The organism is Enterovirga sp. (assembly GCF_035325185.1).
Classification (GTDB): domain Bacteria; phylum Pseudomonadota; class Alphaproteobacteria; order Rhizobiales; family Beijerinckiaceae; genus Enterovirga.
In genome coordinates this window covers 51163-67405 of sequence record NZ_DAOLAJ010000006.1, presented here as the reverse complement: position 1 = coordinate 67405, position 16243 = coordinate 51163, and the positions used below count along the sequence as shown (strand labels likewise).

Genomic DNA, 16243 nt, shown 5'->3' with positions numbered 1-16243 from the left:
CATCGGCTACACCATCGTCGGCAGCGGCATCTGGAACGGCATCCTGATCGGGGCGGGCTTCGTCGCCCGCCACACCGTCCTGCGCGAGGATGCGAGCCTCGCCGCCTTCTACCTCCTGTCCCTCGCGGGCGGCGTGACGATCGTCTCGATGGGCGGCTCGAATGTCGATCTCCTGCATTTCCTCTTCGGAAGCGTGCTGGCGCTCGGCGACGATGCCCTCCTCCTCCTCGGCGCCGTCGCGAGCGCGACCCTCGCCTGGCTCGCCGTCGCCTATCGCCCGCTCGTCATCGAATGCGTCGATCCGCTCTTCCTGCGGCTCTCGGGGCGGGCGAGCGCCCTGACGCATCTCTCCTTCCTCGCCGTCGCGGTGCTGAACCTCGTCGCGGCCTTCCAGGCTCTCGGGACCCTGCTCGCGGTCGGCCTGATGATCCTGCCGGCCGTCGCGGCCCGGTTCTGGGCGCAGGGCCTCGCTCCCCTGATCGGGGCCGCGATCGCGCTCGCCGCGGCCTCGAGCGTCGCCGGCCTCCTCGTCTCCTACCATTTCGGGGTTCCCTCGGGGCCCGCCATCATCCTCGCGGCGGGCGCCGCCTACCTGCTCTCCCTCTTCCTCGGACCGCGCGGCGCCCTCGCCCACGGCCGTGCCGGACGCCATTTCACGGGATAGGCAAAGGACGGACACCATGCGCCCCACACGCCGCGACACGCTGCTGGCGGCAGCCCTGCTGCTGGCGGCCGGCCTCGCTCCCGCCCGCGCCCAGGAGGCGACGCCGGCGGAAAAGCTGCCGGTGGTGGCGAGCTTCTCGATCCTGGCCGATTTCGTGCGCGAGATCGGCGGCGACAGGGTGGAGGTCTCCTCCCTTGTCGGGCCGGACCAGGACGCCCACAGCTTCGAGCCCTCCCCCGCCGATGCCGGCCGCGTCGCGCAGGCGCGGCTCGTGGTGATGAACGGGCTCGGCTTCGAGGGCTGGATGGAGCGCCTCGTCAAGGCGTCCGGCACCAAGGCCGCGACGATCGAGGCCACGCGCGGCATCAAGGCGCTCGCGGCCGATCACGATCACGGCCATTCCCACGGCGCCGATCCGCACGCCTTCCAGGACGTCGCCAATGTGCGGATCTACGTCGCCAATATCCGCGACGGGCTGATCGCGGCCGATCCCTCCGGCCGCGCCGTCTACGAGGCCAATGCGGCGCGCTATCTCGCCGAACTGGAGCGCCTCGACGGAGAGGTCCGGGCCGAGATCGGGCGCATTCCGCCCGCGCGGCGGCGCGTCATCACCGACCACGACGCCTTCGCCTATTTCGCGCGGGCCTACGGGCTCGCCTTCATCGCGCCGCGCGGCGTGTCGAAGGAGAGCGACGTCTCCGCAAAGGACGTCGCCCGCATCGTACGCCAGATCAAGGCCGGAAAGATTCCGGCGCTCTTCTTCGAGAACGTCGCCGATCCGCGCCTCATCGAGCAGATCGCCCGCGAGAGCGGGGCCGCGATCGGGGGCAAGCTCTATTCGGACGCCCTCTCGAAGCCCGGCGGCCCCGCCGCCACCTATCCCGCCCTGATGCGGCACAATGCGAGGACGCTCGCCGCCGCCCTGGCGAAATAGCCGCCAGGGTCCCCGCCCTTCAGGACGAGGAGTTCTTCAGGCATTCGGAGGCGCGCTCGCCCGCCCGCTGCACGTCCTGCGGCTGGGCCAGGCCGTCGCGGATGGCGGGCCAGGTGCCGTCGCGGCGGAGCGCCTTGACCGTGCAGGTGCAGGTCGCGCGGCAGAGCGCCTCGCTCTGGCCCTGCTCCTGGCAGGACCGGGTGCAGGAGCGCAGGAAGGGTCCCGCCTCCGCCGCCGGATTCGGCCCCGTGACCTCGCGCAGGCCGAGGAGGGCCCCGAAGATCAGCGGCTGGTGCAGGAGATAGATGACGAGGCTGTAGCGCCCGAGCGTCGCGAGGGCGCGGCCCGCCCGGCCGCCCGCCCCGCGCGGAACGAGGCCGAGAAGGAGCGGCGCGATGCCGATGCCGGCGAGGAGGTAGCCGGTCCAGGGAAAGACCGGCACCCAGTCATAGGTGTTGGGCGGCACGCGCCCGAGCCCCAGGAAGGCCAGGGCCGGAAGATCGAACACCCCGCCCGACACGAAATGGGGCAGGCCCAGCACGAGGAGGGCGGCGAGGGCCGCGACGATGCGGGGCAGGCGGAGGAACGGCAGGGCGAGGACGCTCGACAGCGCCATGTTGTGCAGGATTCCGAAGAAGACATAAGCCTGCGGGAAGGCGATGAAGGTCCCGAGCGTGACGGCCGCCGCCGCCGCCCCGATCACCGCGAGGCGGCGCAGGACATGCCGCCAGCGAATGCCGTCCCGGTGCGCGAGGGAGAGGCCGATCCCGGCCAGGAACAGGAAGCTCGCCGCGATGGCGCGGGCAAACAGGCTCCAGCCCCGCGAGCCGGCGAGGTCGAGATCGGCGAGGGCGAGCGTCGAGAGGTCCCAGCTCGTATGGAAGACGATCATCGCGACGACCGCGAGGCCGCGCGCGATGTCGATCGCCGGCAGGCGGGACCCGCTCCCCGCTTTGCCCTCCAGCGCGGTATTGTCGAGAACGCTCATCGGGGCGACTTATTCGCCCCGCGCTCCGTTTGGCAACGAATCGCGGATCGGGAGGCCGAGCGCGCCATGGCGCAGATTTCGACAAAGCCAGCGGACCCCGCCGCCCGGCGGCTGGCCGGCCTCCTCGCCGATGCCGGGCGCATCGTGCCCTTCACCGGGGCCGGTATCTCCACCGAGAGCGGCATTCCCGATTTCCGCTCGCCGGGCAGCCCCTGGCTGACGAACAAGCCGATCGACTTCGCCCTCTTCGTGGCGAGCGAGGCCGCCCGGCGGGAGGCGTGGCGGCGGAAATTCGCGATAGACGACCTCCACCGGGGCGCGAGGCCGGGACCAGGCCATGCCGCCCTCGCCCGCCTCGTCCACGAGGGCCGCTCGCCCGGCATCATCACGCAGAACATCGACGGGCTGCACCAGGCTTCGGGCGTGCCCGAGGACCGCCTCGTCGAGCTACACGGCAACGGCACCTACGCCGTGTGCCTCGGCTGCGGCCTGCGCCACGAGCTGGAGGCGGTCCGCGCCGATTTCGAATCCTCGGGCCGGGCGCCGCGCTGCACGAGCTGCGGCGAGCCGGTCAAATCGGGCACGATCTCCTTCGGCCAGGCCATGCCCGGAAGGGCGATGGCGCAGGCGGGAGAATGGACGCGCCAGGCCGACCTTTTCCTCGCTGTCGGCTCGTCGCTCCAGGTTCTTCCCGCGGCCGGCTTCCCCCGGCTCGCCAAGCAGGGCGGCGCGCGGCTCGTGATCGTCAACCGGGAGGCGACAGCCCTCGACGACATCGCCGACGTCGTCATCCGCGGGGAGATCGGCGCCGTGCTCGGCCCGCTCTGTGCGACGCATTGACTCATAGGACTGTTGACGGACAGGGGCGGGCGGCAATTGCGCCTTTCCCGGCCCCGCCCCGATGCTATCGTGAGAACGAATCAAGCGTAGATGATTCGAAACGAGCGGCCATGTCGGATCAGCGTGCCTTAGACCAGGCAGAGGCTCACGAGAGCGGGGGCGAGCAGCCCGGCGAGGCCGAGATCCTCCGCGTCTCGGGCCGCATCAAGTGGTTCGACGTCGCCAAGGGCTTCGGCTTCATCGCCAGCGACGGCGGCCTTCCCGACGTCCTCCTTCACGTGACCTGCCTCAGGCGGGACGGCTACCAGGGCGCGCATGAAGGCGCCCGCGTCGTGGTCGAGGCGGTGAAGCGCCCGCGTGGCCTCCAGGCGCTCAAGATCGTCTCGCTCGACGAATCCAGCGCCCTGCACCCTTCCGAGCTGCCGCTGCCGCGCACCCACGTCACCGTGACGCCCACGAGCGGGCTCGAACAGGCTACGGTGAAGTGGTTCAACCGCCTGCGCGGCTTCGGCTTCGTCACGCGGGGCGACGGCACGCCGGACATCTTCGTCCATATGGAGACCCTGCGCCGCTTCGGCATCGCCGAATTGAAGCCGGGCGACCGCGTGCTCGTGCGCTACGGCGACGGCTGCAAAGGCACGATGGCGGCCGAGATCCGCCTCCAGGACAGCGCGCTTCCCTCTTCGCATTGAGGGCGAAGGCCATGGTCCGCATTCTGTGCCTCTCGCTCCTCGCGCTTTGCCTCGCCGGGAGCGCCGATGCGCGCGCCCAGGCGCAGGACCGGGGTCTCGAAGCCCTGACCATCGTCTCGGCTTCGGGCCGCCATCCCTTCCTGGTCGAGGTCGCCGATACCGATGCCGACCGGGCCCAGGGGCTGATGTACCGGCGCCACCTCGCCGCCGATCACGGCATGCTGTTCGATTTCGGCAAGACCGAAATGGTGTCGATGTGGATGCAGAACACCTACATTCCGCTCGACATGCTCTTCCTGCGGGCCGATGGCAGCATCGCCCGGATCGCCCGGAATACCGAGCCGCTCTCGACGCGGGTCATCTCCTCCGGGGAGCCGGTCCCCTTCGTGCTGGAAGTGAGCGCCGGAACGGCGAGCCGCCTCGGCCTCGAGCCGGGCGACCGGGTGGAGCATCCGCGGCTGAAGCGCTGAGGGACCGCTTGCTCCGAATCCCGGGCTCACTGGCCCAGCTTGAACTCCAGCGTCGCGCCGAATCCGATCTCGCGAGGCCGCGCCACCGGCGCCGCGGATGATTTCGCGCCGGCAACCGCCGGCAGGCTCCTGCTCAGAAGCGACGTCACGTCGCTCGTGCCGAAACCGTCCAACTTGCCGATGAAGCCGATCGACGTCCTGTCGCTCAGGTCGAATTCCGCATCCGGCCGCAGATGAGGCCCGAGCGAATGGCTCTTCAGGACGGGCACCGGGCTCGGCATGGTCACGAAACGCGTCGAAAGCATCCCGGGACGCGAAAGCGGCTCCTCCCCGTCCTCCTCCCTCGACAGTTCCAGCGCGGAGACGGCCGGCAGGGACGGCGTCACCGTCATCACGCGCAGACGGGACGGGTCCGGGGCGGATCGCGCCCAGGGGGATCGGTCGGGCAGGACCGGGATCAGGTCCGGCACCGGCGGCAGGGCGGAGGATACACTCGCCGTCGCGAAGCCCCCCGCGCGATCGAGGCGGACGAAGGTGGGCAATCGCCCAGGCTCGCCCGCGAAAGCGCCGGAGGAAAGGCTGGCCGCCCCGATCCAGGGGGCGGCAAGGATGACGAGGAGGCGCGCGCTCATCCGCATGGCGAAGTCCGAGGGTCTATTTACCGCCCCCGCCGCCCTTGAAAAGAGGCGCCGCGGTCGCGCCGTACATCCATGCGCCCAAGGCCGCCATCCCTGCGACATCGTCGCCGGCGGCCGGCGAGTCTCTCCGGCATGGGAAACGAGAACCAGCCGCCGCCCGGACGCGTCCGGGCGGCGGCTCCGTTTTACGGGCGGGCGGGGAGCGCCGCGCCGGCCGGAAGCGGCAGCGGCTCGGCTCGTCCGACGATGAAGGCGTAGGAGCAGGCGCCCAGCACCGCGAAGCCCGCCGCCAGCGCGAAAGCCGGCGTGTAGTCCCCGTGGAACTTGTCCAGCAGGAAGCCGAACATGAACGGGCTCACGATGCCGGCAATGTTCGAGGCGAAGTTCTGGATGCCGCCGATCGAGGCGACATGCCGCGAGCTCGGCGCGACATCCGCCGGCAGCGACCAGATGCCCGTCGCCGCGACCGCAAGGCTCGAATAGGAGATCGCGAGGAAGAACAGGGCGAGATAGATGGACGAGGCGAAAGCGGCCGGCAGGATCGCCGCCCCGCCGAGGAGGCCGCCCACCATCACGGTCTTGCGCACCAGGGTGACGTCGGTGCCGCCGCGGATGAGGCGGTCCGCATAGGCGCCCGCCACCCAGCCGGCGATCACCGCGGCGAGGCCCGGCAGCATGCCGAGGGTGCCGAGTTCCTTCAGGTTCAGCCCGCGCGCGTTCTTCAGGTAATCCGGGAACCAGGTCAGGAAGAAATAGATCACGAAATTCAGGCAGAAGAACCCGAGCATCATGCCCCAGACCGTCCGGTAGCCGAAAAGCTGCGACCAGCGGATCTTCGTCGCCTCGCTGTCGTCGTTCTCGTCCGTGCGCCCGCCATTCTCGGCGATGTAGCGGCGTTCGAGGTCGTTGGCCCCTTTATGCTCGGCCGGGTCCCGATAGTACCAGTACCACAGCCCCGCCCAGACGATGCCCACCGCGCCGAGCACGACGAAGGAATAGTGCCAGGTCGTCATGGCGATGAGGGCCGTCACGACCGGAAGCGACAGGACCGTCCCGACGCGCGAGCCGGAATCGATCACCGCCGTCGACAGCGCGCGCTCGCTCACCGGGAACCATCGCGAGGCTGCCTTGGTCGAGGCCGGATAGGCCGGCGCCTCGCCGGCCCCGAGCATGAAGCGGAAGCCGAAGAAGCCCCAGAAGCTGCGCGCCAGCGGGGTCAGGGCCGTGAAGACCGACCACCAGATGGCCGCGAAGGTGAAGGCCCGGCGCGAGCCCACCTTGTCGGTGAACCAGCCCGCGACCAGCATCATGCCGTCATAGGCCCAGAAGAAGGCCCCGAGGATCAGGCCCTTCTCCGTATTGGAGAGGTTGAGCTGGAGATCCGCGTCGATATAGGGCAGCGCCACGCTCATATTCGCCCGATCGAGATAGTTGATCACGAGCCCGAAGAAGCACAGGCCTAGGATCACGTAGCGAACGCGGGATGCTCCAGCCGGTGGCGGCGTATGGTTCGCCACCCTGGCGGGTGTTGGGGCATGCATGTCGAGATACTCCTTTCGGGGATACTCTCCCTGGACTTTTTCTTTCCGCGCCCGGTGTCAGCCGCCGAAGCGATAGTCCTTCAGCGATCCGGGCTTCATCTCGATCGAGAAGCCCGGATCGCCGGGCGGCATGTAGGCGGCGTTCCGAACGATGCAGGGCGATTTGAAATGCTCGTGCAGGTGGTCGACATATTCGATCACCCGGCCCTCGCGCGTTCCCGACACGCAGACGAAGTCGATCATCGACAGGTGCTGGACATATTCGCACAGGCCGACGCCGCCGGCATGCGGGCAGACCGGCAGGCCGTATTTCGCCGCCATGAGCAGGATCGCGAGGATCTCGTTCACGCCACCGAGGCGGCAGGAATCGATCTGCACGACGTCGATCGCGCCCCGCATGATAAACTGCTTGAAGATGATGCGGTTCTGGCACATCTCGCCCGTGGCCACCTTCACCGGCGCGACGCCTTCGCGGATCTTGCGATGGGCCTCGATGTCGTCGGGGCTCGTCGGCTCCTCGATGAACCACGGCTTGGCGAAGGCGAGTCTCCTCACACTGTCGATCGCCTGGTCGACCTCCCAGACCTGGTTGGCGTCGATCATCAGCTTCCGGTCCGGCCCGATGACCTCGCGGGCGATGCGCAGCCGCCGGATGTCGTCCTCGATGTCGCGGCCGACCTTGAGCTTCACGTGGTCGAAGCCGGCCTCGATGGCCTCCCGGCACAGGCGGCGCAGCTTGTCGTCGTCATAGCCGAGCCAGCCCGCGGAGGTCGTGTAGCAGGGATAGCCCTCGCGCTCGAGGAGCGCGATCCGCTCGGCCTTGCCCGCCTCCTTGGCGCGCAGCATGGCGAGCGCCTCGTCCGGGGTGATGCAGTCGGTGAGGTAGCGGAAGTCGATCGCGCGCACGAACTCTTCCGGCGTCATGTCGGCGACGAGCCGCCAGACCGGCTTGCCGGCCATCTTGGCCAGGGCATCCCACACCGCATTGACGACGGCGCCGGTGGCGAGGTGGATCGCGCCCTTGTCCGGCCCGATCCAGCGCAGCTGGCTGTCGGAGGTGACGTGGCGCCAGAAGGCGCCGAGATCGGCCCGCACCTCCTCCAGCGAAAGCCCCAGCACGAGATGGCGCATCGCCTCGATCGCCGCGCAGCAGATCTCGTTGCCGCGGCCGATGGTGAAGGTGAGGCCGTGCCCTTCGAGCCCGGGCCTGTCCGTCTTCAGGACGACATAGGCCGCCGAGTAGTCGGGGTCCGGGTTCATCGCATCCGAGCCGTCGAGGTGCTGCGAGGTCGGAAAGCGGAGGTCGATCACCTCCATGTCCACGATCTTGGTCACGCTGAAAGCTCCGGGATGGTCTCGGCCGAGGCGGGAGGAGGCGCTTCGCCTCAAGCGTCGGCGCGGACGTTCTGCTTCTGGCTGCCGAGGCCCTCGATGCCCAGTTCCACGACGTCGCCCGCCTTGAGGTAGCGCGGCGGCTTCATGCCCATGCCGACGCCCGGAGGCGTCCCGGTGGAGATGATGTCTCCCGGCCGCAGGGACATGAACGTCGACAGATAGGAGATGAGATGGCGGACGCCGTAGATCATCGTCTTGGACGAGCCGTTCTGCATCGTCTCGCCGTTGACCTTGAGCCACATGCCGAGATTTTCGGGATTCTCGACCTCATCCTTCGTCACCAGCCAGGGCCCGGTCGGGCCGAAGGTGTCGCAGGACTTGCCCTTGGTCCACTGGCCCTGGCGCTCGATCTGGAAGGCGCGCTCGGACACGTCGTGGATGGTGCAATAGCCCGCGACATAGTCGAGCGCCTCGTCCTCGCCGACATATTTCGCCGTCCGGCCGATCACGACGCCGAGCTCGACCTCCCAGTCGGTCTTCTGCGAGCCGCGCGGGATGACGAGGTCGTCATTCGGCCCGACGATGGCGGAGGTGGCCTTCATGAAGATGATCGGCTCGGAGGGCACGGCCGCGCCCGTCTCGGCGGCGTGGTCCGAATAGTTGAGGCCGACGCAGATGAACTTGCCCGTGCCGGCGACGCAGGGGCCGAGGCGCGGCGTGCCGGCCACCTTGGGAAGCGAGTTCGGATCGAGGGCGCCGAGCTTCGCGAGGGCGGCCGGGTCCAGGGCCGCGCCGGACAGGTCCCCGATATGGGCCGAGAGGTCGCGGATGGCGCCGGAGGCATCGAGCAGGCCGGGCTTCTCCTGGCCCGGCTCTCCGTAACGCAGAAACTTCATGGCGTTTTCTCCTCGGGTCACGCCGATGTCTCAGGACACCGGCGGCATGATCGACAGGTTGCTGTCCGTGGAAAGCCGGATCACGTCAGTCGCGGCCACGGATCCCGGCCGGGCGAGGCTCAGATCGTCCAGCCGCCGTCGATGCTGACGGCCTGGCCGGTCGTGTAGGTCGCACCGGCGAGATAGACGACCAGATCGCCGATCTCCTCCGGCTGGCCGATCCGGCCGATGGGCTGGCGCGCGACGAAGGCGGCGCGGGCGGTTTCGTAATCCCCCTGGGCGCGCAGGCGGTCCTGGAGGGAAGGGCTCTCCACCGTGCCCGGGCAGATGGCGTTGCAGCGGATGTTCTGGCCGACGTAATCGGCGGCGACCGCCTTGGTCAGCCCGATCACGGCGGCCTTGGTAACGCCGTAGGCGAAGCGGTTCGGGACGCCCTTCACGCTCGAGGCGACAGAAGCCATGTTGATGATGGCGCCGTCCCGGCGCTCCAGCATCCCCGGCAGCACGGCACGGATGGTGCGGATCATGGAGCGGATGTTCAGGTCCACGGCGAAGTCGAAATCCGAATCCTTCATCTCGAGGATCGAGCCGCCATGGACGACGCCCGCGCAATTGAAGAGGATGTCGACAGCCCCGATCCCGGCGACCAGCGAGGCGACGGCCTCGTCGTCGAGCACGTCCAGTTTATGGACGACGATCCCGGGGACGCCGCCGAGGTCCTTCAGCGCATCGAGATTGATGTCGGTCGCGTGGACCCGCGCGCCGGCGGCGGCGAGAGCCAGCACGCTCGCCCGCCCGATTCCCTGTGCCGCGGCCGTCACCAGCGCGGTCTTTCCTTCCAGCTTCCCCCCCATCGCCTGCTCCCTGCAAATCATGACGGCTCCACGGGCAGTTCCCCCGCCGTTACATCGGGAGCGCCGCGCGCCGTTCGACCTTCGATTTCTCTCTTGCTAGCGCAAGAGACGCCGGGCCGGCCAGGGTTCCCCCCGGTTTTCCGCCGGGATTTCCGACGAAAACTTTACCGCGCCGCACAAACTGCTTCAGCCCCCCAGGCCCGAAGCCAGGGCCTCCCGCAATCGCGGCTGGGCGAGGTCGAGCCCCCGCTCCCGCGCCAGATCCACGATCGTGCGGAAACGGCGCTCCTTCTTCTGCGCATGGTTGCGCGCGATGTCGGAGAGGCGATGGTCCAGGAAAGGGTTCAGCAGCCGCTCGCGGACATCCTCGACATAGGCGCGCGCATCCGCGCCCTTGCCGAGCGCATCGAAGACGGGGAGCACCTCCTCGCGCCAGAGGGTCTCGAGCGTCTCGCGCAGGGCCGGGTCGCGCATCGCCTGGAGCACGTTCTCGTCGGCCGCCCGCCCCTCCGCCAGCCAGCGCTCGGCGAGCCAGGTGTGGCCGAGATTGAGGATCAGCAGCTTCAGCCGCTCGTAATGGTCGAGATCGTCGGTGACGATGATCGCCTCGTGCTCGCAGGGCAGCACCATTCCCGCCTGCCGCTCGATCGCCCAGAGCGCATAGGGCTCGGCGACGGCGCCGACCGGCCGGATCGGCTCGGACACGATCCGGTCGACGAGGGAATTCACCCAGATGCAGCGGCGTTCGAGGTAATCGACGAAGCCGTCCTCCAGCCCCCATTCGCGCGCGAGGCGCACGACCAGCCGCCGCAACGTCTCGCCGTTGCGCGTGATCAGCTCGCAGGGAAACAGGGTGAGCGCCTCGCCCCCCGCATCGTAGCGCGCCTTCAGCAGCACGAGCAGCTTGGCGACGAAGCCGCGCGGAACCTTCCCGCTCGCAAGCAGGTCCGGCCCGTCTTCCTCGAAGATCTCGTATCCGCTGTCGCCGGTATTGGAGATCACGACCTTCGTCTCGCCCGCGAAGCGCGCGCGCAGGCCCGCCCAATCGGCATTCGCATCGAGCGCGTCGGCGATCGCATCGCAGGTCACCGTCTCGTCGACGGTCGCGTTCCGGCGCATCCCCCGCACCCGCACGGGATAGCTGCCCTGCGCGCACAGGGCGTCGACCCGCGCGCGGCTCTCGGGATTGGAGGTCGTCTGCACCACGGTGACGCGCCCGAGCGCGCAACCCTCCCGCAGCGCCTCGGACACGAACAGATCGACATGGGCCTGCAAGAACCGGCTCGTGCCGAATTGCAGGATCGGGGTGCCGCCCGGGCGGTTCGTCGCTGCCACTTTGCTTTCTCCCTTGCGCGATCAGCAGGCGACGATCGCCTTGATGACGCCCGCGGCCGGGTCGAGCAGGCCGGGGAAGGTGTCGGGCAGGGTGGCGAGGTCGAGCTTGTGCGTGTTCAGGGCCTCGGTCGGGATCCGGCCGGCTCGCATGGCGTCGAGCACCGTCTGGAAATCCGCGGGCGTCGCGTTGCGGCTGGCGAGGAGCGTCGTCTCGCGCTTGTGGAATTCCGGGTCGAAGAAGCTGATCCGCGCATTCACGATCGAGACGAGGACGTATGTCCCGCCATGGGCGACGAAATCGAGGCCGCGCTCCATGGCCTTCGGGTTGCCGGTCGCGTCGAAGACGGCGTCGAAGCCCTCGCCGTCCGTCCATTCCATGAGCCGGCGCGCATCGGCATCGCCGCCCGAGGTGTCGAGCGTGACCGTGACATCCGCCCCGAGCGCGGTCTCGCAGACGGCGAGCCTGTCCGGCCGTCCGTCGAGGACGGCGACGCGTCCCCCGCGCAGCCTGGCGAAGATCACCGCCGCCATTCCGATGGGGCCGGCGCCCACGACGAGCACCCGCGCTCCGGCCTGGACATCGGCCCGCGCCACGGCATGGGCGCTGATCGCAAGGAACTCGATCATCGCCGCCTGGTCGAGCGAGATGTCGTTCGCGGGGAAGACGTTCGCCTGCGGCAGCACGAGATAATCCGTCATGCCGCCATCCGTATGGACGCCGAGGACGCGGATGCTCGTGCAGCAATTCGTCTTTCCCGCCCGGCAGGCGATGCAGCGGCCGCAGGAGAGATAGGGCATCACATAGACCTGATCGCCCGCCTTCACCCGCGCCCCCGCCGGGGCCGCCTCGACGATGCCCGACAGCTCGTGCCCCATCACGCGCGGATAGGAGAGATAGGGCTGGTTTCCGGTGAAGATGTGCAGGTCGGTCCCGCAGACGCCGATCCGCTTCACGCGCACCAGCACCTCGCCCGGCCCGGCCTCGGGCATCGGGCGCTCGGCAAGGGCCAGCCGGCCCGGTTCCTCGCAGACGACGGCTCTGATCGACGATCCCACGAATATCCTCCCTGCCCCGTCCGGCCGGCGCGCGCTCCCGGCTTCGAGCGGCCGATGTGAACCGATTGCGCAAGCCGGTCCAGCACCTTCTTCCGGCCAGCCCCGGTTATCCCGCCCGCTGCCGCGAAGGGGAGATGCCTTCCGCCTCCTTGCGGCGATGCCGCCTCGTGCGGCGTCCCTCTCCCTCGTGGAGAAGGCGGCGGCGCGCCTGTTCCATGTCCGCGAGCCTGTCCTCGCCGACCTCGGGATATCGGGGATCGAGCGACCTGATCTTCTCGACGATCGCGGCGGCGACGAAGAGATGGGCGAACCATTTGTGATCGGCCGGGACGACATGCCAGGGCGCGGCCTTCGTCGCCGTGTGGCGGATGGCCTTCTCGTAGGCCCGCATGTAGTCGTCCCAATAGTCGCGCTCCGCGAGATCGGAGGCGGAGAATTTCCAGTGCTTGCTCGGCTCCTCGATCCGGGCGAGGAGGCGGCGCCTTTGCTCTTCCTTCGAGATGTGGAGGAAGAATTTCAGGATCGCGACGCCGTTTCGCGCAAGATGCCGTTCGAAATCGCGGATGCTTTCGAAGCGCTCCTTCCAGATCCGGCCGGTGACGAGAGCCGGCGGCAGAAGCTCCTGGTCGAGGGCGCTGCGGTGTACGCGCGCCACCAGGACCTCCTCGTAATAGGAGCGGTTGAAGATGCCGATCCGGCCCCGCTCCGGCAAGGCGCGGGTGCCGCGCCAGAGGAAGTCGTGCCGCAGCTCGGTCGCGCTCGGCTGCTTGAAGGAGGTCACCTCGCAGCCCTGCGGGTTGATGCCGGACATGACGTGCTCGATCGTGCCGTCCTTGCCGGCCGCATCCAGCGCCTGGAGGATGATCAGGACGGACCATCGGCCCTGCGCATAGAGGCGCTCCTGCAAGTCGCGCAGCCGCGCGACGCCAGCCGCCAGCGCCTCCTTCGCCCCCTCCTTCTCGACGTCGAGACGGCACACGTCGCCGGGATCGATATCGGCCAGGCGGAACTTGCCGCCGCCGGTGACCCTGAACCGCTCCAGGATGTCGCTCTCGCGCATCATCACGGGATCGAGAGAGGCAGAATCCTTCCGTCGACGATCGCCCATTCCCGGCCTCCACCCCGTCCGGCTGCCATGTCCCGCCGGACGGGCCGGAGCGTCAACTCTCCGCGGCCTTGCACGAAACAAACGCTTCCTTTTCCGTCCGAATCGGTCGACGAAATCGAGCTTCGACGCCCGCAGGAGAATCGACTGCGCCCTTCGGAGCCGGCTTTTCGGAAAACCCGGGGAGAGGTGGCTGGCGCGGCAGGCCCGGCGACGATGACCACGCTCTTCTATCATCACCTCTCGGCACTGAAGCACGAGATGCCCCAAGGGCATCCCGAGCGGCCCGACCGCATCCGGGCCATCCAGCACGCCCTCTCCGCGGAGCGCTTCGCGGCGCTCGACCGGCGCGAGGCGCCGGAGGCGGCGCTCGAGGCGCTGACCCTCGCCCATCCGGCCGAATGGGTGGATGCGCTCGTCGCGGCGGCGCCGGCCGCGGGCCTCGTCCATGTCGATGCCGATACGGTGATGTCGCCGGGCACGCTCGAAGCGGCGCGGCGCGCGGCGGGGGGCGCCATGGCGGCGGTCGACGCGGTCATCGCGCGGGAGGCCGACAACGCCTTCGTCGCCATGCGCCCGCCCGGCCATCATGCCGAGAAGACGCGCGCCATGGGCTTCTGCTTCTTCAACAACGCCGCCATCGCCGCCCGCCACGCGCAGAAGGCGCACGGGGCCGAGCGCGTCGCGATCGTGGATTTCGACGTCCATCACGGCAACGGCACGCAGGATATCTTCTGGAGCGACCGGAGCGTGCTCTACGCCTCGACCCACGAGATGCCGCTCTATCCCGGCACCGGCCGCGCCTCCGAGCGCGGCGAGCACGACAACATCGTCAACGCGCCGCTCGCGCCGGATTCGGACGGGGAGCTGTTCCGGGCGGCCCTGGAGAACCTGATCCTGCCGCGCCTCGACGCCTTTCACCCGGACCTCATCGTGATCTCGGCCGGGTTCGACGCCCATTTCCGCGACCCGCTGGCGAGCCTGCGCCTCAAGGAGGCGGATTTCGCCTGGGCGACGGCGCGGCTCATGGACCTGGCCGACAGGCGCGCCGGCGGGCGCATCGTCTCCGTGCTCGAAGGAGGCTACGATCTTCGGGGACTCTCGGCCTCGGCCGCCGCCCATGTCGCGACGCTGATGGGCTTCACGCTGAGCGAAAGCGCTCCCGAATGAAGGCACGGCAGCCGGCGAAATCCAGGCCGCGCGCCCGCCAGGCCACGTGGCCGTCGGGCCTGATCAGATAGAGCCCCTGGGGCGTCGCGTGGTCGATGCCGTAGGCCCCGAACACCGCCCCCGTCTCGGCCTGCACGAAATCGTCGCCGCGCCCGAAGGTCGAATGGGCGACGAGGGACGTCCCGAGATCGAATCCGGCCTCCGCCCGCAGACGCTCCAGCGCCTCCGCGATCTCCCGCACCTGCGCCTCGTCGAGCGCGGTCCGCGAGAAGGCGAGCAGACGGAAGCGATAGCCGGCGAGGAGGTCGAAGACGCTCAGGCGGCGGGCGACGGGCGCATCGGGGGCGCGGCGCCCCGGCTCCGGCCCGCCGGGCCAGGCTTTCGGCTCGGCCTGCACGGCCGGCCCCGCATGGTAGCGGATGCCGAGCTGCGAGACGAAATGGAAGGCCCGCGCGCGCAGCGCGTCGCTCCGCGCCATCACCGCGCCGAAGAGGGGAGCGGCCGCGTCGCGCAGGGCCGAGACCCAGCCCGCCTTCGTCGTCACCAGCTCGAAGCCGCGATCGGCGAATTGCGCGACCTTCCGGCCGACCGGCCGGCGCTCGGCATCGTAGCTGTCGAGGAGCGCGGGCGGCGCGCCCGCCTTGATCGCCAGGGCGATCTTCCAGGCGAGGTTGGCGGCGTCCTGCAAGCCGGTATTCATGCCCTGGCCGCCGACGGGCGAATGGATATGGGCGGCGTCACCCGCGACGAAGACGCGGCCGGCGCCGTAGCGGTCCACGCCGCGATGATGGATGCGGTAGCGCGACGTCCAGAGGGGATCGCGCAGGGAGAAGGCAGGACCCGCCGCCGCCCGGAAGCAGGTCTCGACCTCGGACAGATCCACGGGCGAGGAGCCCTGCGAGGCGAGGGACGGATCGGCCTCGGTCGGCGGCTCGAGGGCCAGCACGCGCCCGTAGTCGCGCCCGCGCAGCGGAAAATAGCCGGCGACGTCGAGCCCGTTCAGGAACAGCGTGACGGGGCCGGGCTCCAGCGGCCCGTCCACCTTGCAATCCGCCAGGAGGAAGGTGCGCGGATAGGCGGCGCCCTCGAAGGCGAGGCCCAGCGCCTTGCGGACCATGCTGTGTGCCCCGTCCGCGCCCAGGACATAGGCCGCCCGGATGGAGGCGGTGCGCCCGCTTTCGTCCTGCACCGCGACCGTCACGCCCGATTCGTCCTGCGCGAGGCCGGTCGCGGTGACGCCGCGCTCGACCGCGATGCCGAGCCGCGCCAGATCCTCGTTCAGGATCTCCTCGACATCCGACTGGGGCAGGAACAGGATGGTCGGATAGGGCGTGTCGCGCCGCGCCACGATGTCGAGATCGAGCGCGGCCACGGGCTCTCCGTCGACGCAGATGCGCGCGCCGGTGGCGAGCACGCCCCGCGCCATGAACGCCTCGGCCAGCCCGACGAAGAGCATCAGCTCCAAAGTGCGGGCATGCACGGCGAAGGCCCGCGATTCCTTGGCCGCGCCCGGGCTCCCGTCGATGAGGCGGACCGCGATTCCACAGCGGGCCAGCAGCGCCGCCGCGAAGAGGCCGGTCGGCCCCGCCCCGACGACGAGCACATCTTCCCCTGCCGATCCGCTCCCTCGCCCCTGATCCGACGTCATCGTCCTGCTCCCGGCGGTGGTTGACGCGCCTATCGAGGGCGCTCTTCCCTCAACCGCTCACCGGCCGTCCCGTTCGA

16 protein-coding genes are annotated in these 16243 nt (G+C 69.5%); 6 read left to right on the top strand and 10 right to left on the bottom strand.

The genetic code is table 11. From position 1 onward, the window contains the following. Both PKD06_RS02375 and PKD06_RS02370 read left to right on the top strand, forming a co-directional pair. Positions 1 to 664 (top strand): metal ABC transporter permease (locus PKD06_RS02375; RefSeq protein ID WP_324377362.1); only part of this gene is annotated, 664 nt, incomplete at its 5' end. Positions 665 to 680: 16 nt separating this feature from the next. Then, positions 681 to 1598 carry a metal ABC transporter substrate-binding protein gene (locus tag PKD06_RS02370; RefSeq protein WP_324377360.1) on the top strand — a complete coding sequence of 306 codons (918 nt, stop codon included), beginning with the start codon at positions 681 to 683 and terminating at the stop codon, positions 1596 to 1598. Positions 1599 to 1617: 19 nt separating this feature from the next. Here the strand turns inward: PKD06_RS02370 and PKD06_RS02365 are convergent, their stop codons facing one another. Next, positions 1618 to 2586 carry a heparan-alpha-glucosaminide N-acetyltransferase gene (locus PKD06_RS02365; protein ID WP_324377358.1) on the bottom strand — a complete coding sequence of 323 codons (969 nt, stop codon included), beginning with the start codon at positions 2584 to 2586 and terminating at the stop codon, positions 1618 to 1620. 66 nt (positions 2587 to 2652) lie between these two features. Here PKD06_RS02365 and PKD06_RS02360 point away from each other — a divergent pair, with 66 nt between their 5' ends. The 3 genes from PKD06_RS02360 to PKD06_RS02350 all read left to right on the top strand — a co-directional run bounded on the left by PKD06_RS02360 (position 2653) and on the right by PKD06_RS02350 (position 4588). Next, positions 2653 to 3426, top strand: coding sequence for a Sir2 family NAD-dependent protein deacetylase (locus tag PKD06_RS02360; protein WP_324377356.1), 774 nt, complete (start codon positions 2653 to 2655; stop codon positions 3424 to 3426). A gap of 110 nt (positions 3427 to 3536) precedes the next feature. After that, positions 3537 to 4118, top strand: a complete 582-nt coding sequence (locus PKD06_RS02355) for a cold-shock protein (protein ID WP_324377354.1) — start codon at positions 3537 to 3539, stop codon at positions 4116 to 4118. An 11-nt stretch (positions 4119 to 4129) separates the two neighbouring features. Beyond that, entirely contained in the window at positions 4130 to 4588 is a 459-nt protein-coding gene (locus PKD06_RS02350) for a DUF192 domain-containing protein (protein ID WP_324377352.1), read from the top strand. Positions 4589 to 4614: 26 nt separating this feature from the next. Here the strand turns inward: PKD06_RS02350 and PKD06_RS02345 are convergent, their stop codons facing one another. From PKD06_RS02345 to PKD06_RS02310, 8 genes are all read right to left on the bottom strand, one after another. Then, positions 4615 to 5220: a hypothetical protein gene (locus PKD06_RS02345; protein ID WP_324377350.1), complete on the bottom strand. Its 606-nt coding sequence runs from the start codon at positions 5218 to 5220 to the stop codon at positions 4615 to 4617. Positions 5221 to 5411: 191 nt separating this feature from the next. Next, a complete protein-coding gene (locus PKD06_RS02340; protein ID WP_324377348.1) occupies positions 5412 to 6695 on the bottom strand; it encodes an MFS transporter in 1284 nt (427 codons plus the stop codon). 129 nt (positions 6696 to 6824) lie between these two features. Next, positions 6825 to 8102 carry an L-fuconate dehydratase gene (locus PKD06_RS02335; protein WP_324377346.1) on the bottom strand — a complete coding sequence of 426 codons (1278 nt, stop codon included), beginning with the start codon at positions 8100 to 8102 and terminating at the stop codon, positions 6825 to 6827. A gap of 50 nt (positions 8103 to 8152) precedes the next feature. Continuing rightward, the gene (locus PKD06_RS02330; RefSeq protein ID WP_324377344.1) at positions 8153 to 8998 is read right to left on the bottom strand and encodes a fumarylacetoacetate hydrolase family protein; all 846 of its coding nucleotides are present in this window, start codon (positions 8996 to 8998) and stop codon (positions 8153 to 8155) included. Positions 8999 to 9117: 119 nt separating this feature from the next. Beyond that, positions 9118 to 9852 carry an SDR family oxidoreductase gene (locus PKD06_RS02325; RefSeq protein WP_324377398.1) on the bottom strand — a complete coding sequence of 245 codons (735 nt, stop codon included), beginning with the start codon at positions 9850 to 9852 and terminating at the stop codon, positions 9118 to 9120. A gap of 186 nt (positions 9853 to 10038) precedes the next feature. Next, positions 10039 to 11187 (bottom strand): mannitol dehydrogenase family protein, encoded by a 1149-nt coding sequence (locus PKD06_RS02320; protein ID WP_324377342.1) that lies wholly within the window; start codon positions 11185 to 11187, stop codon positions 10039 to 10041. Positions 11188 to 11208: 21 nt separating this feature from the next. Further along, entirely contained in the window at positions 11209 to 12231 is a 1023-nt protein-coding gene (locus PKD06_RS02315) for a zinc-binding alcohol dehydrogenase family protein (protein WP_324377396.1), read from the bottom strand. A gap of 118 nt (positions 12232 to 12349) precedes the next feature. Continuing rightward, positions 12350 to 13306: a polyphosphate kinase 2 family protein gene (locus tag PKD06_RS02310; RefSeq protein ID WP_324377340.1), complete on the bottom strand. Its 957-nt coding sequence runs from the start codon at positions 13304 to 13306 to the stop codon at positions 12350 to 12352. 258 nt (positions 13307 to 13564) lie between these two features. Between PKD06_RS02310 and PKD06_RS02305 the strand changes: the two genes are divergently transcribed. Further along, entirely contained in the window at positions 13565 to 14518 is a 954-nt protein-coding gene (locus tag PKD06_RS02305; RefSeq protein ID WP_324377338.1) for a histone deacetylase family protein, read from the top strand. Here PKD06_RS02305 and PKD06_RS02300 read toward each other — a convergent pair. After that, positions 14490 to 16166 (bottom strand): FAD-dependent monooxygenase, encoded by a 1677-nt coding sequence (locus tag PKD06_RS02300; RefSeq protein WP_324377336.1) that lies wholly within the window; start codon positions 16164 to 16166, stop codon positions 14490 to 14492. The two genes, PKD06_RS02305 and PKD06_RS02300, sit on opposite strands and share 29 nt — an antisense overlap. Positions 16167 to 16243: the final 77 nt, after the last annotated feature.